At 34.9% G+C, this 23,162-nt stretch carries 20 protein-coding genes and 4 pseudogenes; 12 read left to right on the top strand and 12 right to left on the bottom strand.

The window, feature by feature from the left end; all coding sequences use genetic code 11:
* Positions 1 to 672, top strand: a complete 672-nt coding sequence (locus CBG49_RS02850) for a DUF4271 domain-containing protein (protein WP_088593291.1) — start codon at positions 1 to 3, stop codon at positions 670 to 672.
* Between the two features lie 22 nt (positions 673 to 694).
* Positions 695 to 1,444, top strand: coding sequence for a uroporphyrinogen-III synthase (locus CBG49_RS02845; RefSeq protein ID WP_009750715.1), 750 nt, complete (start codon positions 695 to 697; stop codon positions 1,442 to 1,444).
* Between the two features lie 50 nt (positions 1,445 to 1,494).
* Here the strand turns inward: CBG49_RS02845 and CBG49_RS02840 are convergent, their stop codons facing one another.
* The gene (locus CBG49_RS02840; RefSeq protein WP_088593290.1) at positions 1,495 to 2,445 is read right to left on the bottom strand and encodes a hypothetical protein; all 951 of its coding nucleotides are present in this window, start codon (positions 2,443 to 2,445) and stop codon (positions 1,495 to 1,497) included.
* 162 nt (positions 2,446 to 2,607) lie between these two features.
* On the opposite strand from CBG49_RS02840, the gene CBG49_RS02835 reads away from it, so the two are divergent.
* On the top strand, positions 2,608 to 3,417 hold the full coding sequence (locus CBG49_RS02835; protein ID WP_088593289.1) for a lipocalin-like domain-containing protein: 810 nt from the start codon (positions 2,608 to 2,610) through the stop codon (positions 3,415 to 3,417).
* A gap of 573 nt (positions 3,418 to 3,990) precedes the next feature.
* Here the strand turns inward: CBG49_RS02835 and CBG49_RS02830 are convergent.
* The 9 genes and pseudogenes from CBG49_RS02830 to CBG49_RS15905 form a co-directional block, all read right to left on the bottom strand.
* On the bottom strand, positions 3,991 to 4,344 hold the full coding sequence (locus tag CBG49_RS02830) for a DUF4280 domain-containing protein (protein WP_088593288.1): 354 nt from the start codon (positions 4,342 to 4,344) through the stop codon (positions 3,991 to 3,993).
* Positions 4,345 to 4,450: 106 nt separating this feature from the next.
* Positions 4,451 to 5,908 carry a hypothetical protein gene (locus tag CBG49_RS16015; protein WP_227002943.1) on the bottom strand — a complete coding sequence of 486 codons (1,458 nt, stop codon included), beginning with the start codon at positions 5,906 to 5,908 and terminating at the stop codon, positions 4,451 to 4,453.
* 440 nt (positions 5,909 to 6,348) lie between these two features.
* The gene (locus CBG49_RS02815) at positions 6,349 to 6,747 is read right to left on the bottom strand and encodes a hypothetical protein (protein ID WP_088593287.1); all 399 of its coding nucleotides are present in this window, start codon (positions 6,745 to 6,747) and stop codon (positions 6,349 to 6,351) included.
* A 271-nt stretch (positions 6,748 to 7,018) separates the two neighbouring features.
* Positions 7,019 to 7,084 (bottom strand): annotated as a pseudogene (locus CBG49_RS16340) (DUF4280 domain-containing protein); the annotation flags it as partial.
* A 12-nt stretch (positions 7,085 to 7,096) separates the two neighbouring features.
* Positions 7,097 to 7,993, bottom strand: a complete 897-nt coding sequence (locus CBG49_RS02810) for a hypothetical protein (protein WP_088593286.1) — start codon at positions 7,991 to 7,993, stop codon at positions 7,097 to 7,099.
* Positions 7,994 to 8,316: 323 nt separating this feature from the next.
* A pseudogene (locus CBG49_RS15920) lies at positions 8,317 to 8,478 on the bottom strand (PAAR-like protein); the annotation flags it as partial.
* A gap of 872 nt (positions 8,479 to 9,350) precedes the next feature.
* Positions 9,351 to 9,599, bottom strand: a pseudogene (locus CBG49_RS15910) (PAAR-like protein); the annotation flags it as partial.
* 85 nt (positions 9,600 to 9,684) lie between these two features.
* Positions 9,685 to 10,452 carry a hypothetical protein gene (locus CBG49_RS02790; RefSeq protein WP_157668356.1) on the bottom strand — a complete coding sequence of 256 codons (768 nt, stop codon included), beginning with the start codon at positions 10,450 to 10,452 and terminating at the stop codon, positions 9,685 to 9,687.
* Between the two features lie 497 nt (positions 10,453 to 10,949).
* Positions 10,950 to 11,903, bottom strand: coding sequence for a phage baseplate assembly protein V (locus tag CBG49_RS15905; protein WP_193433076.1), 954 nt, complete (start codon positions 11,901 to 11,903; stop codon positions 10,950 to 10,952).
* Between the two features lie 394 nt (positions 11,904 to 12,297).
* Between CBG49_RS15905 and nrdD the strand changes: the two genes are divergently transcribed.
* Together nrdD and nrdG are read left to right on the top strand one after the other, a co-directional pair.
* Positions 12,298 to 14,088: an anaerobic ribonucleoside-triphosphate reductase gene (gene nrdD / locus CBG49_RS02780; protein ID WP_088593284.1), complete on the top strand. Its 1,791-nt coding sequence runs from the start codon at positions 12,298 to 12,300 to the stop codon at positions 14,086 to 14,088.
* Positions 14,069 to 14,551: an anaerobic ribonucleoside-triphosphate reductase activating protein gene (gene nrdG / locus CBG49_RS02775; RefSeq protein ID WP_088593283.1), complete on the top strand. Its 483-nt coding sequence runs from the start codon at positions 14,069 to 14,071 to the stop codon at positions 14,549 to 14,551. Before nrdD ends, nrdG begins: the two co-directional genes overlap by 20 nt.
* A gap of 7 nt (positions 14,552 to 14,558) precedes the next feature.
* On the opposite strand, the gene CBG49_RS02770 is transcribed toward nrdG, so the two are convergent.
* The gene (locus tag CBG49_RS02770; protein ID WP_088593282.1) at positions 14,559 to 15,650 is read right to left on the bottom strand and encodes a hypothetical protein; all 1,092 of its coding nucleotides are present in this window, start codon (positions 15,648 to 15,650) and stop codon (positions 14,559 to 14,561) included.
* Between the two features lie 100 nt (positions 15,651 to 15,750).
* Between CBG49_RS02770 and CBG49_RS02765 the strand changes: the two genes are divergently transcribed.
* From CBG49_RS02765 to CBG49_RS02750, 4 genes and pseudogenes are all read left to right on the top strand, one after another.
* Positions 15,751 to 16,635 carry an NAD kinase gene (locus tag CBG49_RS02765; RefSeq protein ID WP_009413073.1) on the top strand — a complete coding sequence of 295 codons (885 nt, stop codon included), beginning with the start codon at positions 15,751 to 15,753 and terminating at the stop codon, positions 16,633 to 16,635.
* Between the two features lie 503 nt (positions 16,636 to 17,138).
* Positions 17,139 to 19,370 (top strand): ribonuclease R, encoded by a 2,232-nt coding sequence (gene rnr, locus CBG49_RS02760; protein WP_088595245.1) that lies wholly within the window; start codon positions 17,139 to 17,141, stop codon positions 19,368 to 19,370.
* A 436-nt stretch (positions 19,371 to 19,806) separates the two neighbouring features.
* A pseudogene (locus CBG49_RS16395) lies at positions 19,807 to 20,357 on the top strand (hypothetical protein).
* Between the two features lie 122 nt (positions 20,358 to 20,479).
* Positions 20,480 to 21,145, top strand: a complete 666-nt coding sequence (locus CBG49_RS02750) for a LysE family translocator (protein ID WP_088593281.1) — start codon at positions 20,480 to 20,482, stop codon at positions 21,143 to 21,145.
* Between the two features lie 85 nt (positions 21,146 to 21,230).
* Here CBG49_RS02750 and CBG49_RS02745 read toward each other — a convergent pair whose 3' ends face one another.
* On the bottom strand, positions 21,231 to 21,746 hold the full coding sequence (locus CBG49_RS02745; protein ID WP_088593280.1) for an OmpH/Skp family outer membrane protein: 516 nt from the start codon (positions 21,744 to 21,746) through the stop codon (positions 21,231 to 21,233).
* A gap of 102 nt (positions 21,747 to 21,848) precedes the next feature.
* On the opposite strand from CBG49_RS02745, the gene CBG49_RS15710 reads away from it, so the two are divergent.
* The 3 genes from CBG49_RS15710 to CBG49_RS02735 all read left to right on the top strand — a co-directional run bounded on the left by CBG49_RS15710 (position 21,849) and on the right by CBG49_RS02735 (position 23,117).
* Positions 21,849 to 22,001 (top strand): hypothetical protein, encoded by a 153-nt coding sequence (locus CBG49_RS15710; RefSeq protein ID WP_157668355.1) that lies wholly within the window; start codon positions 21,849 to 21,851, stop codon positions 21,999 to 22,001.
* A gap of 458 nt (positions 22,002 to 22,459) precedes the next feature.
* Positions 22,460 to 22,735 (top strand): hypothetical protein, encoded by a 276-nt coding sequence (locus CBG49_RS02740; protein ID WP_088593279.1) that lies wholly within the window; start codon positions 22,460 to 22,462, stop codon positions 22,733 to 22,735.
* A gap of 73 nt (positions 22,736 to 22,808) precedes the next feature.
* Complete coding sequence (locus tag CBG49_RS02735) at positions 22,809 to 23,117, top strand: hypothetical protein (protein ID WP_088593278.1); 309 nt, start codon at positions 22,809 to 22,811, stop codon at positions 23,115 to 23,117.
* Positions 23,118 to 23,162 lie beyond the last annotated feature (45 nt).

Raw genomic sequence — 23,162 nt, 5'->3', positions numbered from 1 at the left:
TTGGACGCACTGCTCATACATCGCACCTATCTCACTTGGATATTCCCTGCCTTCCTGCTCATTTTTGGGTTGGTAGCCTTCCTGCGCGTGTTCTATCCTAAACATTTTACCGACTATCAACGACTGTTGTTCAACAATAAGTACATTATTATCTATGGCAAAAAAGAACGCAAACTTCACCTCTTTACAGTAGTACTCTACCTCACACAATGTTTGTGTTTAGCGCTTTTTGTATACGTATGCCTGAAACACTATGGAATAACAACACTTTATGCCGAGAAGTTTATGTTCTTAGAAATAGTGCTTTTTATATTTGTATTCCTTATTGTAAAACTCCTCCTTCAGCAGTGGATAAGCAGTCTTTTCGATCTTTCCGATTTTAGTAGAGACTACATTTTTAGCAGGGTAGCCTACTCGTCGTACGCTGCAATTGTGATGGTAATCGTCCTTTTTTTTGGTGTTTATCTACCTTTTACAAGCGAAAAACACTTGTTTTTACTTCTTTTAGTATTGTTGATAATACTACTGATTATCAATATATTAAGTTGGCTTAAAATCATAAAATCCAATCAAAAAGAAATAAAACCATACTTATTCTATTTTATTTTGTATCTTTGCACCCTTGAAATAGCACCCTATATCTTTCTCGTTTACGGAACAAGGTATTTTTAGGAAGTGTGAAGAAATAACATTTATGAAGGTAAAATCGATATTAGTTTCGCAACCAGAACCAAAGGCTGAGAACTCTCCGTATGCACAAATCATACAAAACCACAATGTGAAAGTAGATTTTGTGCCTTTTATCAAAGTAGAAGGGATGACCGCTAAGGACATTAGAATGCAGAAGATTGACCTTACTAATTTTACAGCCGTTATTCTCACCAGCCGGAAATCAGTAGACCATTATTTTCGCATAGCTGAAGAAATGCGCTTTAAAGTGCCTATTACAATGAAGTACTTTTGCCAATCGGAAGCCATCGCTTACTACCTGCAAAAGTACATCACCTATCGCAAGCGCAAAATATATGTAGGTAAAAAAGAGTTCGCCGATCTTTTGCCTATCCTCAAAAAATACAAAGATGAGAAATTTCTCTTCCCAGGCTCGGATGTACCCAAACCAGAGGCTTTTGCAGCCTTAGACGAAATCAAAATCAAATGGGAACGCGTGGTGTTTTACCGCACAGTATACTGTGATATTTCGGCACTGAAAGAAAATAAGTACGATATACTCACTTTCTTTTCGCCTGCAGGTATAGAAGCCCTTTTTAAGAGTTTCCCCGATTTCTCACAAAAGAAAACTAAAATAGCCGTTTATGGCGATGCAACTCTTAAAGCTGCTGAAGAAGCAGGACTCATCATCGATATCAAAGCGCCTTCACCCGAAAGCCCCTCGATGACCGTTGCCCTCGACCATTATTTAGGCAAACAAAATAGTAAAAAATAAAAAAAGACTGCTAAAAAGCAGTCTTTTTTGTTTTATTTGTAACTATGTACTTAGTATTCATATACTATTGTTGATTCTTTTTCTGCCTCATTATCATTTTTAGTGTACACTTTAGCACTGATAGGATAGCCCGATGCATTGTAGTTGTACTCAGAGCGAACAGTAGTTACTTGAGTCTTACCATTATCATTTATGGTAGTGGTCATTTTAGTGATATTGTTCTTTGCTTTTTCACTAAATACTTCAGGGTATAGGGCTAACATACTAACAAAATGTTGTAAAGGATTGTTTTTAGTGTCGTAAGTGCTTTCTACTACGTAATGCAAACGACCATCGGAATCTTTATTATCTGTTTTTACAACATTGCCGTTGGAAAGTGTATAGGTAATAGTGTTAGCTTCGTAGATAGTTCTACTTATCACAGCCCCTTGAGCATCTATTTCAAAACCTTTATTGTGTTGTACTATGGTATTACCTCCATTACTATAAGTGAAAGTCTCTTCATAGCAATCTATTCTGGTGTAGGGTACCCCATTTATACTTCCTTTTGTGTAGGTTTTTTGAAATATTTTGGTGAGTTGTTTGCCTGTATAGCTGTATTCGTAAAACTCTTTAGACCTGTGACTATCAGTAAATATTTTTTCGTATGTAACGAGGTTCCCCTGATCGTCATAGCTGTATTTATCGGTTTTATCGTCAACTCCCCCCTCAGAGCCTGTAGTTACAGCTTTAATGATACGGTTATGGCTATCATAGTAGAAAGTACTTACCTCGGGAGTACCATTTTGGGTGCCGTTTTTGCTATATTTTTGAAGGGTTATGGCAGTGAGTCTTCCATTTTCTACTGTATATAAAGCTACTGAACTGTTTCCCTCAGCATCTCTTGTGGTCATTTTGCGGAGGATATTACTTTCTTGGGGATTTTCTTTTTTATTGTCGTCGTTTTTGCTACAACTTACTAAAGCAATACCTGCTATTAGGCTTATAAAAAATTTCTTCATTATTGAGTGGTAATTAAGTTAGGGCACAAAAGTAAGAATAATTTATCAATTAGGCAAATGGATGATTTGTTCATTTGTAAGTTATAAATTATTTATTCACTCTTGATTGGTATTGTTGTTTTTTTTACTATCTTTGTGCTTTAAACAAAAAAAATAAACATAATGAGAAAAATTTTATTAGGTGCTTTTATAGCACTTGCAACAATGGTTTCGTCTTGTGGTAGCAAGGACGATGATAGCACTAACGACCCCCAAGCACTTATTGGAGCGTGGCAATTAGAATCGATATCAGTTAATGGGAAAGAAATACCATTACCTGCTTGTGATGGCAAAGAGGTGCGAATATACAATGGCACACAGCAACAAACGTATGATTTTGATACCGATAATACTGGTAACTGTACATTTGAAAAAAATACTCCTACTAACTATACTGTATCGGGTAACACACTAAAAAAAGGAGAAGATATCTATACTTTTTCTATTAGTGGGAATAAACTTACCTTGAAATATAGAGATAAAAACAATAATGAAGGGGTAGCTGTATTTAGAAAACTTACTCAAAGTGAATTGGAGGAAATTAATAAAATGGAATATAAACCTTCTCAAAACAATCCTTTGGTAGGATATTGGCAAATAGTATCTAAAACAGTGAATGGAGTAGCGACTACCTTAGATGAATGTACACAACGTTCGATGTTGGTTTTTGGTCGTGACAAGCTTCGTGAGTATAACTTTACTTATAACAATCAGCAATGTAGTTATGGGAATGTAGAAGCTAAGTCGTATACGTTATTAGGGAATAGTTTTATCATAAATGACGGAAAAGAGAGGGCAATGCCTACTTTTGAAATAACTAACGACCAACTTACTATTACTACCAATACTTTGTTGGATAATTGGCAGAATAGAAAAACTGTAGAAGTTTATAGGAGAATTACAGAAGCAGCCTTTCAAGCGAATATTAAATAATAAAGCAATTGCTGACAATCCTTGAAATAGGGGCATAAAAGTGCTTGTTTATAAAAGAAGAGGCTGTCCGAAAAGTTTAGTTTAAACTTTTAAGGACAGCCCCTTTTTTATTTTCTATGATATTAATATGAGACTTATAGAGTTATAACAGTCTTATTTTTAAGAAATAACCGCTTATAGAATTGCGTTACGAGAGCAAAGTTCCATAAGCGGCTTTTTTTTGCCAAAAAAATATGTGGAGAGGGCATAGGTAAGTACGAAGGTTGTAACGTTAGAACAGTATAATTACTGAAAATCAATAAGTTAATAAAGTAAAAGACACTTGGAATACAATATTTTGTAGCATAAAGCAAAACCCTTGTTTTTAGCTCAAAAATACCCTTTAAAGAGTGTGATGAGTGCGCTGTGGCGCAGTTTGTAGACTAACCTAAATATAGCCCTTTGGGCTATGTTTTACCATCACCAGATGGTAGCAAGTTGTGTTTTGAGCAGCTGAAAACCTTTTAGGCTACTCAAAACTACTTGTGCGCAAGGGGGCGCAGAATGTGGCACTCCGAAGTCGTAGCGATTAGGTCATTCTGCATTATGATTTTCGTTGTGCCCTTTGTCTTTTATGGTGATTTTACCACCTACTGAGCACATACAATAGGAGTTTTCTGTAAGTATTTTTTGCCCGTTGATAGTGTCTTTCTCAGCCGTATCTTCCCATTTGATGGGTGCAGGCACACAAGGTAAATAACCACCAGAAGAAGGTTTTAGTTTGCATTGCTTAAAAGGCTGTATATTGGAATTCGCTTGCTTGTCCTCCTCTGTAGCCATAGCTTTACCCTCAATAGTTACAAAATCTTGACTTGTAACATTGAGTTTACTCGTTGCTGTACCTTGATTGCAACTGAGTTCTGCAGTATTAGTGATGATTTGTGGCATAATGATTAATCTTTAAAATTTAGCTTAGGAATAACCTTTCCCACCAAGGGCGTGTTTTTACATACGCTGCCCATTCCTCTTTGTTGTAGGCTCTGCCGTTGTAGAGTTAGTAAGTGCCAGCAGGGTAATAGCTGCCTTGTTTATAGGGTACTTTAGGCTGAGTGGTTTCTTCTATGAAGAGGGAAGTTGAATTTTCTTGCTGTTCTTTGCTGTTTTTTAATGGAGGCAATTCAAATCCTCCAGCAGCATTATTATATCTTTCATACTCTTTCCGAACATATTTTCCACTTGTGCAATCAAAAATATATTCATAATAAACATCAATAATATCATGTAAAACTTTCTTAACAACAGTTACTATCCATATATGTTTTATTTTATCAAATTCAAAATATAGCTTGTCAGCCTCTCTATTTTTTCCTGTCTCTAAATTAATAGAAGAGTCGTTGTTTAATATACCTAATATTTTTTCAAAACTCCATTTACCAAATTTTCTCTCTTCATCTATTTGTTCCAATTTTCCATTTTCATCATAATAACACCATGTTCCAATCATAGTATTTCCTCCCATCCCAGCATATTTTCCATACTTTCGTAGTTTCCCATTAGGGTAGTAATAATACATATACCTATAATAAGCTGGTTTTTTGGGGATTACTATGTAGTATATGTTTTCTCCTCCAAAGTTTACCCCTTTAAATAAATTACCATCTTTTGCTTTATAGAAATGAGGATTTCCGATTTCCTTATCATATCCCTCATAGTTTCTATTGTGTAATTCAAAATCAAAATATTCAAACATAACTCTATCGTTTAAACATTCAGCTTTATTGTTATTATTAATTGTTTTGCATTGTAAAATCTGAAGGTCTTGGTACTCTTCCTCACTTATTGATATGCTATTTTTTCTTTTACGTTTATTCTTTTTACTATTTTTCAAAGGAGGAAGTGTAGGCATATCCTTAGCATTTTCATTATAACGTTCGTACTCTTTACGAGTGTACTTTCCTGTTTTGCAGTTAAATATATATTCGTAATAAGTATCTATCAATATATCTATTCTTTCTTTAAAAACGATAACAGCTACCTCTCTGTTATTATTTTTAAATTCAATACATAATTTATTCCAATCCCTATTTTTACCTGTGTAGAGATCAATAACGCCATCTTTATGCAATACCTCTAAAATAGCATTAAATGTCCATTTACCTAATTTTGCTTCTTCATTCACTTGAGTTTCTTTGCCATTCTCATCAAAGTAATGCCAAACACCTATTTTTACTACCTGCATACCTGCGTATTTACCATAGGCTTTAAGATTACCATTTTCATAATAATCATAAAAGTAATGGTAATAGGCAGGTAAGGGGGGAATCACTTCATAAAAGATATACCCTTTTCCTCCATAAATAGGACGGAAAGAAGAACCATCTTTTAATTTGTAATACCCCCCATATTTAGGATCTTTTTCAAAATCTTTGTACCTTGTATTCCATAGGTTAAAATCAAATTTTTCGAACATAATTGTATCTTTTAAAGAATTTTTGTTTTCTTGTGCCATCATATGATTTATTGTTAATACTACAATGTATAATAATATTTTCCTCATAAGAGATTTATTTTAATAAATAATGTTTTCGTATAGTTTCCCATTGCCATTTCCATAATTGAAAACGATTTATAGGACTTCGTGCGTTGCCAGATACAGGATCTTTTACTAAATGAGAATAGTCCATTATATTGAAGCTGTTTAAACTTTTTCCTATAATAAAATAAAAGTTCCGGAAAATTAGTAATTTTGTGTTTGAGAAAAAAAATTGATATTTAAAAATTGCACTTACTACTGGAGCTTACAGTAATTGATAAGGAATGAGCGACACGCTCTTATTATAGTAGGCACGAGCTACAAGCTCGCGCCAGCAGGGGTACAATGTTCTCCATTTTCCATTATATTCACCGAATAGATACCTAAATTTCTATTGAATTTAACTTTATATAGTTCCCTTAAAAAGGATATGCATTTTCTTTCTCCGTATAGGGTTTATATGCTCTAATTCTTATATCTTCTAAGACATACTTAGCTTTACCAGTGGTGGCATCTACCCAAATTCCCTTTATTGAGGCATTAGGTATTTTGGGTTGAAAATAAGAAGTAAATACATAGTAATTATCTACTATAAAAAATGTATACATTTCAGGTGCTTTATTATTTTTTAATGCAAATTCCTCTTGTATTTTACTTGCTTCCATTGGTTTAATTACTGAATTATTTATAAATAATTCTGCTTCTTTTGTATCATATAGTATAACTTTATGATTTTCCCAAAATTTTTCTTCTTTACTTTTACATCCTAATAAAGAAAGTATTGAACTAAATATTAACATAAATATTATTTTTTTCATAGATTTTTTTTAAGGTTGCCAATCACTAGCCTCTTCTTTTATTTTGGTTATTTTTACTCTTTCGTTTTTGTGTTGCCTTGATGTACTTAGAAGCTGTTTAAACTTTTTCCTATAATAAAATAAAAGTTCCCGAAAATTAGTAATTTTGTGTTTGAGAAAAGAAATGATATTTAAAAATTGTACTTACTACTGGAACTTACAGTAATTGATAAGGAATGAGTAACACGCTCTTATTATAGTAGGCACGAGCTACAAGCTCGCGCCAGCAGGGGAGATTACTCGTTGCTGTACCTTGATTGCAACTGAGTTCTGCGGTATTGGTGATGATTTGTGGCATAACTTATACATTTTAACTAAACAATCGCTCCCACCAACTTTTTCCTTTGTTTTTCTGATAGCGTTGCCATTGTTCTTCCTCATAGGCTTTCCATTCTTCTTCGGTATATGAAATGCCATTGACTTTCCGCCTTGTGTCTGGGGTTTGATACTTTTTGCCATTTTCATCTATCCAATGAAGATATTTATTTTCTTCAGGAGGAAGTTTATCTATCTTATTAGGTACAATAGTTTTAAGCACATTTATTGCAGGAGCGTTTTCTTCTGCATACAAAATAAGATGACACAGTATCTCACCCGTATTGCCATCTATACGTAAGAAATGATTCTTTTTCCAAAAGCTTGCATTAGTTTCTACTTGCCAATAATTTCTATTTTGGTATACTCTTTTTTTGATAGAAGAAATGAATATTTCTACTTCATCTTCTATATGTTCGTATAAATAATTAATCACATCTTCATAACTAAAATTCCATCCCTTATCGTGATCAATGGTTTTGATAAGGGTAGCATTACTATCATAGAGATACTCTTTGCCTAAGGCAATTCTTGTTGGTTCTTCTGACAACCTTTTTAATCTAATCTTCAATGTTTTTGCATCATATATCTTAAATATATAATAGCTTGAATTATCAAAACATTCTTTGTAGTGATAATCATTCCCATACCCTCCCTCTATTTGTATTTTTCCTGAAGAGGTTTTCTTTTCATAAACATCTTTATCAATATTATCGGGGTCTTTGATTAAATAATCTTTATATTCTTCTAAATGAAGAATGTCAAATCCACTATCTATTGTTGGGCGATTGTTCTTATCCATTTTTTTATCAATTTTTAACTCATATATATATTGTGCATTACTAAGGTTTACTATCAATAGTAAACAACTAATCGCGATCAATTTTTTCATAACTGTTCAGGTCTATAATTGTTAGGTTCTGGAGCCGCTTTGCTACGAACTATTTTTATTTGCCAATAGAATAGATTATTCCTGTGATCTGAGTAATCCATAATATTGGTGGTCATTCGGTATCCAAATGAATATTCTCCATTACTTTCTATTTCTCTACTATTTCCTTGAGGAATATGATTTTTATTTTCAAATGAATGAGGTAAGCCCAAACTATGGTATACTTCGTGTGTTATCACAAATGGCTTTATACGGCTTGTAGTTACTACTGCCTTATTAGAGCTATAATAAGAAGTAGTAGTTAGACTATCATCAAAATATCTTTGCTTAAAAGGCAGTATATTGGCATTAGCCTGTTTATCTTCCTCAGTAGCCATAGCTTTACCCTCAATAGTTACAAAATCTTGACTTGTAACATTGAGTTTACTTGTTGCAGTACCTTGATTGCAACTGAGTTCTGCAGTATCAGTGATGATTTGTGGCATAACTAATAAAAATTATTTCACTTTTTTATTGCTCTATCTTTATTCTCTTTACTATTCTTTAATTGAGGTAACCCAGAAAGATCTATTGCTTTATTATTATAGCGTTCATATTCTTCTCGAGTATATGTCCCAGCTACACAATCAAAGATATATTCATAATAAACATCAATAAAAACATCTATTACTTCTTTAACAACTGCCACTGTCCATTTTTTTTCTTTTTCATCAAAATCAAAGTCTAATTCATTTGCTTCTCTATGTTTTCCCGTTCGCAAATTGATAACTCCATCTTTTTCTAATACCTCTAAAACCTTATTAAAAGACCATTTCTCAAATTTTGCTTCTTCATCTACCTGTGTTTCATCTCCTATAGCATCATATTGTCTCCAAACACCTATTTTTACAGTACTTCTAAGTCCTGCAAAAGCTCCATATTCTTTTAGTCTTCCGTTGGGGTAATAAAAATACATATAATAATGGTAGGAAGGCTTAGGAGGTATCACAAGATAATATATATCATCTCCCCCTACAAATGATTCAAAAGCACTCCCATCTGCTAATATATAAAATGGGGGACGTGTTGGATCTTCTTTATAACCTTCATAGTTTCTTTTGTATAATTCAAAATCAAATCGTTTAAACATAATTGTATCTTTTAAAGAATTTTTGTTTTCTTGTGCCATCATATGATTTATTGTTAATACTACAATGTATAATAATATTTTCCTCATAAGTTTAGGCACAAAATACCTATATGGTGTGCCATCGCGATCTATTGTTACATTTCTATACTCATTTTTAAAATTTTCTATTACGGCTGGACTCTCAGGACGGAAATCGGTATTAAAATCATTGTTTCGATAAAATCCCATAATAGTGTCTTTCTCTGCAGCATCTTCCCATTGAATAGGAGCAGGCACACAAGGTAAATAACCACCAGAAGAAGGTTTTAGTTTGCATTGCTTAAAAGGCTGTATATTGGTATTCGCTTGCTTGTCCTCCTCAGTAGCCATAGCTTTACCCTCAATAGTTACAAAATCTTGACTTGTAACATTGAGTTTACTCGTTGCTGTACCTTGATTGCAACTGAGTTCTGCGGTATTGGTGATGATTTGTGACATAATGATTAATCTTTAAAATTTAGCTTAAGAATAACCTTTCCCACCAAGGGCGTGTTTTTACATACGCTGCCCATTCCTCTTTGTTTTAGGCTCTGCCGTTGTAGAGTTGGTAAGTGCTAGGAGGGTAATAGCCACCTTGTTTATAGGGTACACCTAACTCTTTAGGCTGAGTGGTTTCTTCTATGAAGATAGAGGTTATGTTACCTTTTTTCATCTCTAAATAACGATAAAAGGGAGGTTTTTCTCCATCATTTCTTTTGAAATAGCTCGTTTTGAAAAGAGTTTTTCCTGTATTGACATCTACAAGTATATAGGTTCTTTCTCCATATATGTTTACTAATCCTTTAGGGTCAAAAGAAATAAAAAAATATTTATTCCCCTCATTGTCAGTTTCTAAACCTACAATAGGGCTATTAATTTCTCCTTCTATATCAATATCATATTCTTTTTTTATTTTTTCAATAAGTTCTTTTATTGAAAATTTATATGATTTATCATAATCAATTTCTTTCTTTATTCTTCCCATTTCATCATAATACACCCATTTCCCAGTTGGGATATTATAAAAGCTTTGCCCTTTTAGTACTAAAATTTCTGTTTTTCTACTATAAGACCAAAAACATTCCCAAGGAGTTAGCGTATTTGTCTCCTCTATTTGAAAAGTATCACTAAATTTTGAAATGCGTACTCTTTTATTATCTTTTTTAAAGTACCAATCTTCTTCTGTATTGGAATAACTTGGTTCTGTCTCCCAATCTTTGTATTCTGTTTTTTGTACAAATTCTTTAATGGTTATTTGACTTATTAGATGGTTTGAAATAAATAACATTATGATTAATACTATCTTATTCATTTATTTGTAAATTAAAGATTAAACGTTCGTAGATTTGGATTTATAATCAGCCATTGCCAATGCCAAGTAGTAAATTTATTAAGTGTGCCATAACTCATTATATTGGTTGTAGAACCATAGAAATAGATATATTTTTTATTACTACGATCATATGGTATAATAACTTCATCATGCATCATTAGTTTTGTCTCATACCCATCTATTTTCGCAAACTTAACTTCTCTGTGTGTGATAAAGTCCTAGTCCGTGTAAGGTTTCGTGGGCTAAAGTGTAATCTTCATTTCCACGAGGTAAAGTAAATATAATAACATTTTCAGTTTTTATATCTTGTGTTTCTCCTAATAATCCATCTTTATTTGACTCTACACCAAACTTAAATATAGTAAAGTAATTATCTCTATATCTCGCATTCTGTTGAAAAAACAGTTCTTGTAACCGATTATAAACTCTCTCTTATTGTAGGACTAATCATTTGTATTTTTCCATCTGCAATGAAATCACCACCTATCTGATTCTTTTGTTGAGTATCCACTTGATATGATATCTTTATATGCTAACTCATTTTTAAATGGAAAATACTTATCTCTCATCCAATCAAACCCAAATTCACCTCTCCAGTCTTCTAAAGGTCTAAAATATACCACAGCTAAGCCTATTTTTTCTAACGGTGCCTGCGCTATCCCTTGCCCATTATTGCTGTACTCATTCCCTTGTTTGCCTTGCAACTGAGCTACCCCCAAGCTATTGACCACCGCCTTCTTCTTTGAGTCGAGCACTGCACACTCTTTGCCTGAGAGTTTTGCTTCTTTGGCTTCGATATCAAGGGTGTTGGTACTCTTGATAAGGGCAGTGTTGCTAAATACCTGCATAAAACCACTCACCTTCTGTTTCATCCAAGCGGTAAATATATACAACTGACTAAGTACGTTCAGCACATAGTTATTTGTGGTAATGTGCAGTTTATCAGTGGCTCTAATGAGCATCTGCTGGGTATTGATTTCAAAAATAGAACTACTGAGAGTTATCTTTTGATTGCCATCAAAAATGAGGCTGTTGCCTACTGCATCTTCAATTTTTATACTCCCATCTTCATCGTTAAGTACAATTTTTGTACCACTCTCAGTATGTATAGCCTTGGTCGTTGGTTTATACCCACTCTTTGCCGCGCCATTATAATGCGCCCCCAGCACAAACGGGCGTTCGGCATTGCCGTTCTCAAAGTCTACCATTACCTCTTCGCCTATCTCAGGGATAAAATAAAAACCTTTGCCATTGCCTGCGTAGGGTTGTATCATTCTGATCCACGGGCTTAGCTCATCGCCTTTCTGCCAAAAGAACTGTACCCGTACACGTCCCATTCCTTGAGGATCGTTGTTATCTTTAACAATGGCAGGCTGTTGCTCTGCTTTGGGGAAAGCCTCGGCATTGTAATCCGCAGGCGTGCGCATCATAGGGATACCCTGATAAAAAGCCTTCTATTAATTTGCAAGAAGACATTGTTGATCTAAAAAGACTCGTTGCTGCTTAAATCGAACTCACGTTACTTTATAATAAATGTAATCCTATTTTTGTTACAAAATTTTAATAACGGAGTTTTTACTCCTTAACTCCTAAGTATGAATAAGTAACGAAAATTGTTGATAACTTTGTTGATAACTATTTTAATTTTGTTGATAACCTATTACTTTATTCTGTACCTTTGCACCAGCAACTAAGAAAAAATTACTTCCCCTTTTTAGGGAATTTATAAAAAGCAATATTATACAATGTACTATATATGAGAGGTTTATATAAATCCCTCAGTACTCTTTTTCACCTGAACGAAATAATAATAAATAAAAAATTATGAGTAAATTCACTAAGCTTACAGCTGAACAGCTTCAAACAAAGCGTAATTTCATCGAAAATTACCTACAATCTCACAATGCCGCTACGGGGTCTCTCTTCGATGCCAATGCCAATGTGGCACATAAAAACATCGCTACGATGGAGGCAGAACTCAATAAAGATATCAATATTCAAGTGAACCGTTCGCTCGTGTCTCACAAAATCGAACAGCTCTTTGGCAAAGAATTAGCCGATGAGTATATCCGTCAGATTGAGGAACACGAAATCTACGTGCACGACGAAACGAGCCTCAAACCTTATTGTGTGAGCGTTTCGATGTATCCTTTGCTCTTGGACGGGCTCGTAAAACTCGGTGGAGAAAGTAAAGCTCCGCAACATTTGGCAAGCTATTGCGGGTCGTTCGTGAACTTCCTCTTTTCCGTTTCCTCTCAGTTTGCAGGAGCGGTAGCAACGGTAGAGTTCCTAATGTACTTCGACCATTTTGCGCGTAAAGACTATGGCGACGATTACCTCAATACCCACCGTGAAGTGATAGAAAACGAACTGCAACACGTAGTATACGCTATCAATCAGCCAGCAGCAGCACGTGGCTATCAGTCGGTATTCTGGAACATATCGCTGTATGACCGCCCTTATTTCGACTCGATGTTCGGTACATTCGTTTACCCCGATGGTAGCAAGCCTTCTTATGAATCTTTAGACAAGCTCCAACAGTTCTTTATGCATTGGTTCAATATCGAACGCACCAAGGCGATACTCACCTTCCCTGTAGTAACCGCAGCAATGCTCACTAAGGGCAAACACGTGTACGACGAGCATTTTGCGCGCTTCTGTGCCAAAGAGCTCAGCGAAGGGAATGCCTTCTTTGTATACCAATCGGACAACGCCGATTCATTAGCAAGTTGCTGTCGTTTGCGCAATGAAATTTCCGATAACACCTTTAGTTATTCACTTGGGGCAGGAGGTGTTTCTACCGGTAGTATTAATGTGATAACCATTAATATGAATCGCCTCTACCAAAAACACTTGTCGTTGGAACGCACCTTAGATAATATCCATAAATACCAAGTAGCTTATCGCGCTATTGTTCAGGATTACAAAGATGCGGGTATGTTACCGGTGTACGATGCGGGCTTCATCTCACTTGATAAGCAATTCCTCACCGTTGGTATCAACGGAATGGTGGAAGCTGCCGAGTATTTAGGGATTCGCATTTCCGATAATCCTGACTATAAGGCGTTCATCAACAAAAACCTCAAACTAATTTACGACAAAAACAAGGAAGCTAAAGCCAAATACGGCTTTATGTTCAATACCGAGTTTGTACCTGCCGAGAATTTAGGCGTGAAGAATGCTGCTTGGGACAAAGCCGATGGCTTGCAAGTGCCACGCGATTGCTACAATTCATATTTCTATATTGTGGAAGACAGCTCTCAAAACCTTATCGATAAGTTCTATTTGCACGGCAACGACTATATACAGTACTTAGACGGCGGTTCGGCTTACCACTGCAATCTCGAAGAATACACCACTGCCGAAGGTTTTTATAAGTTGCTAAATGTAGCCGCTAAAACGGGTTGCAACTACTTCTGCTTTAATATATGCGTAACCGTGTGCAACGATTGTGGCTATATCGATAAACACACGCACGACCACTGCACCCATTGTGGTTCTGAAAATATCGACCACGCGACACGGGTGATAGGCTATCTCAAACGCATCACTAATTTCTCTAAAGACCGACAAAAAGAAGCTAAAATACGTTACTATGGGAACGCTACGGTATAGCAGTTACGATATAGTCCTCCAAGAAGTACCCAACGAGATATCCCTGTGTTTTACCATCACAGGGTGTCCGTTGGCGTGTGAGGGTTGCCATTCCGAATATATTTGGGACGGTAGCAAAGGCTGTGCGCTTACTAATGAAGGTTTGGAACAACTGCTTAGCAAGTATGAAGATATGATAAGCTGTGTGCTATTTATGGGAGGCGAGTGGCAGGTAGAGACCCTGCTCTCGCTTATCTTCCAAGTGAAGTGCAAACGGCTGAAAACGGCACTCTATACAGGGCTCAACCTCAAGCAAGTACAGCGCAAATACCCTGAGTTGTTAGGGTGTTTAGACTACATCAAAACCGGCAAGTGGTTACCTAAACTCGGTGGCTTAGATAGCCCCACCACCAATCAAGAGTTTTTAAACCTGCAAACCGGAGAGGTGATGAATAAGCTGTTTTATAAAAAAAGTAAAAGGTAAGATTTTCTCAATGTCGGTTATCGCATTGTATAGGGAGGTCTGAGTAGTTATCACTGAGGAAGACAAGGGCTTCACATCCAAAGGATTCTCCATATAAACCAAAGATACAAGCAGGTTTTCCTTTAAGCAAGTGCCCTATATAGGTAGGAGGTATTATATCGCTTTTTTCAGCAGGAGTAATAGAGGTAGATTCACCTGATTTAAAGAATTGACGCTTGATAATCTTTTTAGTGTTGTTATCTATCACTACAAAATAGCGTGCAATGGGGTCGTAATAACTATCATCTTCAGTAAAATCTTGTATATAACAAGTAGTTTGTTTGTAATGGTATTTGTACGCTTTTCCTAATCTGTATTTAGGATTTACAATTTTGTAGGTAGCAGGGAAAGCAGATGTTTTTATTTCCTTCCAAGTAACTACTTGCATTTGGTTCTCTACAAATGGATTTTCTTTGCCTACATAAGCAAAAGTAAAACCATTTTCAGCTTCTTCCCTAGAGAGTTTATCTTTAGCGTAATACACTTCAAAACCTATTTCGTAATTGTAAGAGGAAATGTCTTTTTCATCGGCATAAACATTGAGATTAGCAGCGACTCTTAGAGTAGATAAAGGAAATTTTTTCAACGTATTCTTATCGATGTTATAGAGATAGAGTGTATCAGTTTCAGAGAATTTCATACGTTTGAAAAAGCGAGTTCTATAGTTGCCTGTTAAGGGAAAATACTTCATAAATTCCTTTCCTAATTTCTTTTGGTTCTTGATATAATGTGGAGGCACATCTAAGGTGTCGTTTTGGTATATATCAGAAAAAGAAACGTGGATCGCTTTTTCATTCTGAGCAAGTCCTGAGATATACAAATTGATACTATCGGCAACAGAAGCAGCGGGTATGTTTTCAAATTCAATGCTTGTAGTATCAATAGGAGTATCAGTGTTTTCTGGGTCTTGACTATATTGGATAATTTGAGATTCTGGGCTATATTCTTTTATACTATCAGACACATAAATTTCGTCTATAGTAGAGGTTGATTTATTTTTACAGCCGTCGCAACTACTAACAGTAGCTAATAGTAAAAGAGAAAGGGGAATGTATTTCATATATTGGAGAGGTTGAAAATGCAAAAATAGTAAAAATTCTTCATTGTCAATTGTTCATTATCAATTAATTTGTATCTTTGCCATACCAATTGGCAAATCAATGAAAATAGCAATCTATATCCGACAATATTCTACCGAAAATGAAGCTATACTGCGCGAACTCTTCTCTCACCTCTTGCCCGATGACGAGGTATTTATTGAATGTGAAATCCTTAAAGAACTGAATATCCGCTCTCACCAATTCCTCAAAGCTAAACCTTTTAGCTCATTTGCCGACCTCGATAATTCGTACGAGGTAATGCTCACCATTGGAGGCGACGGTACCCTGCTGAAAGGTATTACTTATCTCCGCAATTTACAAATACCTATTTTAGGTATCAATTCAGGGCGTTTGGGTTTTTTAGCAAATGCTCATAAAGACGACCTGCAAAACGTTTTTCTGCAATTGCGCGATAAAACTTACGAAGTAGTGGAACGCTCGGTGATAGAAGCTGTCTATGCCGATAGTGGCGATCCAGTAGACCCTATAAATTTCGCCCTCAACGAAATTACCGTTACACGAAAAAATACAGCCTCAATGATTACTATCGATACTGAGTTAAACGGTGACTTCCTTTCATCGTATTGGGCTGACGGACTTATCATCTCTACCCCTACAGGCTCTACAGGCTACTCGCTGAGCTGCGGCGGCCCCGTAATTTTACCTACAGCTAAAAACTTTGTCATTACCCCCATCGCACCGCACAACCTCAATATGCGACCGCTCATCATCCCCGAAGATACTGAAATTAAACTCACTATCTCAGGACGGGAAAAGAAATTCCTTTTATCGTTAGATTCTCATATCAAATCGGTAGACAAAAAGCACTCTATTATTGTGCGCAAAGCACCTTTTGTAGTGAAAATGATACGATTAGACGGCGATAGTTTTATCAATACACTAAGATACAAACTACTCTGGGGTGAAGACAGAAGAAACAAATAACTTCATACCCCCTAACCCCTGATACCTGACCCTTATCCCCTAAAAACTTGTTTATAACTATTACTTAAAAAATGATAAATAAATTTGCTTCTCTCGCTTTTCTGTATATACGAATCCAAGTCTAAAATAAGCAAATTTATTTTTTAGAAAATTATCAACAGTGATACAACAGTTATCCACAATTGCCCTTTTAAAAAATTATCCACAAAATGCAGTTAAATAATCGTTGGACAGTTATCAACAGTTTTGCCTAAAATATTCATTTTAAAAGTCGTAAATCGTTTTTTATTGTTAATAACTAATCATAAATCACATCAACTGAAAAAAGCAAATTTTTAAGCCTATTTTTTTACCTCCTATTCACACCCTCATAATAATAACCTTCTTTTTTAAAAAAATATTTTTTTTCAGTTTATAATTTAGAGATTGTTGATAACTCAAAAATGATTATCTTTGCATTTATTCACATTGCTGTGTGGCTCACATCTAAAAAAGAAATTACTATGAAAAAAACAAATAAAACTCAAAAACAAGGCAAATCAGGGAAACCTAAAAAGAATAAGAGTCTGGCTAAACGCAACAAGCACGAGCTTATCAAAGCAATTTTCTCGGTGTTGCAAGAACACCCCGAAGAGGGTTTCAACTACAAGCAAATCGCTGCCAAACTCCACATTACCGATGCACCACGTCGTGATATGCTGGTGAAACAACTCGTACAACTGAAAGAGAAAAAACGCATTGTAGAAATCGACCGCGGAAAGTATCAAGCTATCCCTATGCAACACTATTATGTAGGTACGCTGGATGTGAGTGCACGTGGCAATGGCTATGTAATAGTTGATGGTTTAGACAACGACATTTTTGTAGCACAGAATTTTCTAAATAAAGCTCTCCACGGCGATTTGGTAGAAGTGTATGTATTTCCACGTTTTAGAAATCGCAATAAGATGGAAGGAGAAATTAGTAAGGTGTTAGAACGCAACAAAGTGCGCTTTGTAGGTACTGTGCAAATGCACAAAAACTTTGCCTTTGTCGTTCCTACCGATGCCCGTATGTATACTGATTTCTTTGTGCTAAAAGACAAACTCAATGGCGCTCAGGACGGCGACCGTGTAATTGTACGCATAGAAGATTGGAAAGACAAAAGCGATTCGCCTATGGGGGTAGTGGAACAGATACTCGGCAAACCAGGGGAACAAACTACCGAAATGCACTCTATCTTAGCCGAATACGGTCTGCCCTACACTTATCCAGAAGAGGTAGAAGCCTTTGCTAAAAACTTAGACCTATCAATTACCGATGAGGAGATTGCGCGTCGTCGTGATATGCGCCAAACTCTTAACTTCACTATCGACCCTCGTGATGCAAAAGACTTCGATGATGCGCTCTCATTCAAAGTATTAGAAAATGGCAATTACGAAATTGGCGTACACATTGCCGATGTATCGCACTACGTGAAAGAAGGTACTATATTAGATGAAGAGGCTTACAACCGTGCTACTTCAGTATATTTAGTAGATAGGGTAGTGCCAATGTTGCCCGAAATACTCTGTAACTTTGCTTGTTCACTCCGCCCTGATGAAGATAAATACACCTTTTCCGCAGTGTTTGAGATGAATAAGAAAGCCGAAGTAATAGATATTTGGATAGGACGCACCGTAACACACTCGTCATTTAGGTTTGCTTACGAAGAAGCACAATCAGTAATAGAGCAAGCTAAAGTAGGGGAGGGGTACACCATTCCTGCCGAGACTTCTATTACCGATAAAGAGCGTGCCGTACCTGCTGAGGTAGTAGAGGCTATTCTCACGCTCAATGCCTTAGCCGAAAAACTGCGCGGCAAGCGTATGCGTTTGGGAGCTATTACTTTTGATAAGGTAGAAGTGAAATTCGACCTCGATGAGAACGGCAACCCTACAGGAGTATATTTCAAAGAAAGCAAGGAAGCCAACAAACTAATTGAAGAGTTTATGCTATTGGCTAACAGAAAGGTAGCCGAGTATGTAGCCAAAATGAAAAAGACTTTCGTATACCGCGTACACGATGAACCCGATGCTGAGAAACTACAACAGTTTAATACAGTTATTAACCGATTTGGCTATAGTTTGGATTTGAAAAACCGTCAAACCACTACCGATTCGCTTAATAATCTCTTAGAAGAAGTAAAGGGCAAGAAAGAACAGAATTTAGTCGATACCTTGGCAATACGTTCAATGGCAAAGGCTACTTATACTACCAAAAACATAGGTCACTACGGTTTGGCGTTCGATTATTATACCCATTTCACTTCACCTATACGCCGTTATCCCGATGTGATGGTACACCGCCTTTTGCAACTCTATTTAGATAATGCCCCTTCACAACCCGAAGCCGAATATGAAACCAAATGCAAACACTCCTCACAAATGGAGAGTGTAGCAGCTTCAGCCGAGCGTGATTCTATCAAATATATGCAGGTGAAATATATGGAAGCCCATAAGAACCAGCAGTTTGCAGGAGTGATTTCGGGCGTAACCGAATGGGGTATTTATGTAGAAATTACCGTAAACAAATGCGAAGGATTGGTACGTGCTCGCGACATCAAAGACGATTATTACACTTTCGACGAACAACAATACGCCTTGGTAGGACAAGCCACTGGTAAAACCTACCAGCTTGGTGATGAAGTAATGATACGTGTGAAAAACACCGACCTGATGAAAAAGCAATTAGACTTTGAACTCATAAGTGAATAATGAGTCGTAGCACGACAAGCAGTTTTTGCATCACTATACTTTGCCAAAGTTTCTTGCCCGTACGGCTCGTATCTTTGGCAAAGTTTTTTTATGCTTTTAATAATATATTAAGTAACAATATGTATTTACTAATATATTTCTAAAATATTGATATATAAATAATTATAAGATATTTTGTAGATTGATACTAAAAGAGTTGTAAAAATATTTGGAAGTTATAAAAATATAATATACCTTTGTTCTGTAAAATCCTAATGCCTATGACTGATATTGATATTCTTTTCTTTGGAGATATATTTTGTTGCTTTCTTCTATAAACAAAATATAGTGAGAATTTTTCCTTAAAAATAACTTCCCCTAACTGAGCTACGGGTTACTGTCTTCATAAAAAAGAACGTGCAAAAGAAAGATTTAATAATTTAAAAATTGAATTAATGTGAAAGAAATGATGAAATTTTCGTTGTTTATACTGTTTTTTGCAGTAGTATTACTGTCTTGCTCTAAGGAAAAAAATGAAGAACCATTGCAAGATTTGCAAAATAAGTCAATGACTTATAAAGAGTTCTTTGAAACTGTACAGAGAAATCAGTAAACTTTGTTCCAAATGAGAAAGTATTACTTGTCTCATACAAATTAAACAAAGAAGATAATACCGTTACTTTCTTGTCAAGTATCATTGCTGAATCAAGCTGGGGTGTAGGTTTTGATGTTGCTGGCAAGTACGAAAACCAAAAAGTTTCTCGCAATCAAAAAGATAATTATACCGTATTTTATGTAAATAATGATGGTGAGGATTTAGAAAAAACTTGTAATGGAGTTAGTAATTTTAAGCAATTGCTTTCTAATTATTATACTGAGGGTATCGATAATTATTTAGTTTATGTACCTGATGTAAAAGCTTTCTATCTTTCTAAAGACCTTAAAGAATTAGTTGATTTGAAAGATGAAGAAACTCTAAAACAAGTAAATGAGGTTATCAAACCATAGTTAATAATTATCACAATACCAATAGAGTAGGGGAGAGGTACTAAAAACTTCTCCCTTATTTTTTGTGATTCAGCAGTTTTTTAGTACTTTTGTGCAATTAATCAAATTTTAGGTAGAAATAGATGTTTGCGGATGTATTGCTTGCATTACCTTTAGGCTTGTTCTTAGCTTTTACCATAGGTCCTGTGTTCTTTGTATTGCTGGAAACAGCTATTACCAAAGGATTTAGGGCAGCTATTGCTTTCAATTCGGGGGTAGTATTAGCCGATGCTGTATTCATTCTCATTGTCTATTTCACTACCAGCAGTCTGCTACGCGAAATTAAGGACGATCCTAAACTCTTCTTTGCTGGCGGACTTATAATGGTAGCCTATGGACTTATCTCATTTATCAAACTGAAAAAAGACTTCAAGAAAACAATGGACAATAAGGAGAATGCGCACTTGCAAGTAGCTGAAAAAGTGAACTATGTAGCCCTCTTTATCAAAGGTTTTCTACTGAATTTCATCAACATAGGGGTTTTAGGTTTTTGGTTAGGAATTATCATCGTTTTTGGTCCTAAACTCGATATGAATGCCAGTAGGATATTTGTATTTTTCACTTCTATTATCTTAGTATACTTTGCGATAGATATCTTTAAAATTCTCATTGCTAAGAAACTTAAAAACCGACTTACCGCTTTTCATATCTACAAAATCAAACGCGCAATTAGCATTATATTGTTAGTCTTTGGAGTTTTCTTGATATTCCAAGCGTTCTTTCCTAACGTATTACAATTAACTGATTAGCTATCAATAAAAAAACTTTGTCAAAGTCTTAAAACTCTGACAAAGTCTATTTTCTATTGCCTATGGCCTAAGGCCTGTGACCTTGTTACTTCTTACCTGATTTATATTGATTGTTCAAGTATTCAGTAACTTCTTTAGTAATATCTTTGTTATCAGCACCATAGAGTATGCTACCGCCGTCGTTAGCACCAAGGATAAAGGTATAGCCTTTTTGTTTGCCATATTCTTTAATGTTTTTCTTCACTTTGCTAAGTAGAGAATCCATTTGAGTTTGGCTTTCCAATTGCAATCTTTCTTCTTCTTGTTGCAAGTGTTGTTGCAATATCTGACTCTTTTGCATCAACTCGTTGTATTTTTTCTGAGCCACGTTTTGAGGGAGGGTTTTAGCCTGAGCGTCGAAAGCACGTGCTTCAGTTTGGAATGCTAAAGAAATACTATCGCGTTTTTTCTTATAGGCATCAACTTCAGTTTTCAATTTAGCCTCGATATCTTTTTTCTCTTGGTACTCATTTAAGAGTTTGCTGTTATCCACGAAAGCCACCTTATCGGTGCAGGCAGTAAGAGTGAGGATTGCTACGCCTGTTAAGATGAGTTTTTTCATTTTCTATAATGTTTAATTTAATTGAGGTCGCAAAAATAAGAAAGTTTTGTGTGTAAATAAAATATTTTTTAATTTTGTTGCTTAAAAAAGTAAAATATAGGTATGGAAACAGTTTTAACAGATGAAGAAATCTCTCAATTTACTATTGATGAATTTTGGTTTGAAATAGAAGAAGATTATAGGGAGATTGAGCGAGGAGAATACCTCACACAAGAAGAATTAGATGAAGCAATAGTAAAAATTATGGAAATATAACTACCTGATTATTAAATATCTAAAGAAAACGTACGAAAATATTTGTTAAAATATTTGCGTATATGATTAATTTGTAGTAATTATGCACTGTAATTTTAGTTTATAAAAAGCGTTAGCTTATATTTCTATATTAAGGAAATCTGGTAAATTTTCATTAAACACGTAGAAATAAATAAGCGAGAACGCTCACGCTGATATAGCGTGGGCTTTTCTTTTATTTATATGTGTTTAAAGCTTACCAGAGGCTCCTTAGAATATAAATAAAGGTTAAAAGTCCTCGCTTTTTTTGTTTTTATAATCTTCATTTTCAGGACTTAGTGAGTTAAAAAATCAATGCCTATGTAGAATGATTAATTTATTAACTTTAAACTATTTGTAATTTTAATTGATTACAAGCTGACCAAAAGAGGAATCCGAAAATCTGATAGAGTAGGAAAACAAAAATAATTTTTGATCTAATGAAAAAGATTATATTTATATCTTTATTATCTGTTACTTTGTTTAGTTGTGGTTCAGTTACTAGAACTGTTTCTGGTTCTACTGAATCTAAATTGCTTAAGACTGTTTCTATTGAGCAAAATTGTCCAGTTGGAGAACTTAAAGTTGTTGAGAGAGTTAAGGGAGTTGGACAAGCTACTTATGCAATAGAAGGTTGTGGCAAAAGATTTGTTTACAAACAAATGGGTTCTATTTTTATGGAATCTTCGAAGGCAGATAGTATGTTGCAAAAATAATTTTTAACTTTAAAAAGTACTAATAGTTTTCTAATAAACTATTAGTACTTTTATTAAATGATTAAATGTAAAAATGAATAAAGAGCTTTTAAAATCAGTTGCTAATAAAATTTGTACTAAAACTCAAGAAATTGTTAAAAAAGAGAATATTGTTTCCGTCCCTGTAAGTGATTATTGTATTAAAATATCAAGAAATGAATTTACAGATAAAGAATGGAAATTTTTAGTAGAAAATAGAGATGAAAAGGAATTTAAATATTCTTATTATGGAATTGATGTTAATGAAAACATTACTCACAATGTATATTCTATATCAGAAGATTTTCTATTAACAAATCCTATTCTTATTGCTAATCTTAAAAGAATAGGAAATTTTAATTAGTTTTATTATTCCATTTGAAACATCTTAAATCTTATATATAATTTT

This window comes from Capnocytophaga endodontalis, assembly GCF_002209445.1.
GTDB classification, from domain to species: Bacteria; Bacteroidota; Bacteroidia; order Flavobacteriales; family Flavobacteriaceae; genus Capnocytophaga; species Capnocytophaga periodontitidis.
This window is presented reverse-complemented; position numbering and strand designations above follow the sequence as displayed.

Bases quoted from the DNA above. Each gene is read 5' to 3' on its own strand.
- CBG49_RS02845 (WP_009750715.1), top strand. From the start codon at position 695: ATGAAGGTAAAATCGATATTAGTTTCGCAACCAGAACCAAAGGCTGAG.
- CBG49_RS02840 (WP_088593290.1), bottom strand. From the start codon at position 2,445: ATGAAGAAATTTTTTATAAGCCTAATAGCAGGTATTGCTTTAGTAAGT.
- CBG49_RS02835 (WP_088593289.1), top strand. From the start codon at position 2,608: ATGAGAAAAATTTTATTAGGTGCTTTTATAGCACTTGCAACAATGGTT.
- CBG49_RS02830 (WP_088593288.1), bottom strand. From the start codon at position 4,344: ATGCCACAAATCATCACTAATACTGCAGAACTCAGTTGCAATCAAGGT.
- CBG49_RS16015 (WP_227002943.1), bottom strand. From the start codon at position 5,908: ATGATGGCACAAGAAAACAAAAATTCTTTAAAAGATACAATTATGTTC.
- CBG49_RS02815 (WP_088593287.1), bottom strand. From the start codon at position 6,747: ATGAAAAAAATAATATTTATGTTAATATTTAGTTCAATACTTTCTTTA.
- CBG49_RS02810 (WP_088593286.1), bottom strand. From the start codon at position 7,993: ATGAAAAAATTGATCGCGATTAGTTGTTTACTATTGATAGTAAACCTT.
- CBG49_RS02790 (WP_157668356.1), bottom strand. From the start codon at position 10,452: ATGAATAAGATAGTATTAATCATAATGTTATTTATTTCAAACCATCTA.
- CBG49_RS15905 (WP_193433076.1), bottom strand. From the start codon at position 11,903: ATGATGCGCACGCCTGCGGATTACAATGCCGAGGCTTTCCCCAAAGCA.
- nrdD (WP_088593284.1), top strand. From the start codon at position 12,298: ATGAGTAAATTCACTAAGCTTACAGCTGAACAGCTTCAAACAAAGCGT.
- nrdG (WP_088593283.1), top strand. From the start codon at position 14,069: ATGGGAACGCTACGGTATAGCAGTTACGATATAGTCCTCCAAGAAGTA.
- CBG49_RS02770 (WP_088593282.1), bottom strand. From the start codon at position 15,650: ATGAAATACATTCCCCTTTCTCTTTTACTATTAGCTACTGTTAGTAGT.
- CBG49_RS02765 (WP_009413073.1), top strand. From the start codon at position 15,751: ATGAAAATAGCAATCTATATCCGACAATATTCTACCGAAAATGAAGCT.
- rnr (WP_088595245.1), top strand. From the start codon at position 17,139: ATGAAAAAAACAAATAAAACTCAAAAACAAGGCAAATCAGGGAAACCT.
- CBG49_RS02750 (WP_088593281.1), top strand. From the start codon at position 20,480: ATGTTTGCGGATGTATTGCTTGCATTACCTTTAGGCTTGTTCTTAGCT.
- CBG49_RS02745 (WP_088593280.1), bottom strand. From the start codon at position 21,746: ATGAAAAAACTCATCTTAACAGGCGTAGCAATCCTCACTCTTACTGCC.
- CBG49_RS15710 (WP_157668355.1), top strand. From the start codon at position 21,849: ATGGAAACAGTTTTAACAGATGAAGAAATCTCTCAATTTACTATTGAT.
- CBG49_RS02740 (WP_088593279.1), top strand. From the start codon at position 22,460: ATGAAAAAGATTATATTTATATCTTTATTATCTGTTACTTTGTTTAGT.
- CBG49_RS02735 (WP_088593278.1), top strand. From the start codon at position 22,809: ATGAATAAAGAGCTTTTAAAATCAGTTGCTAATAAAATTTGTACTAAA.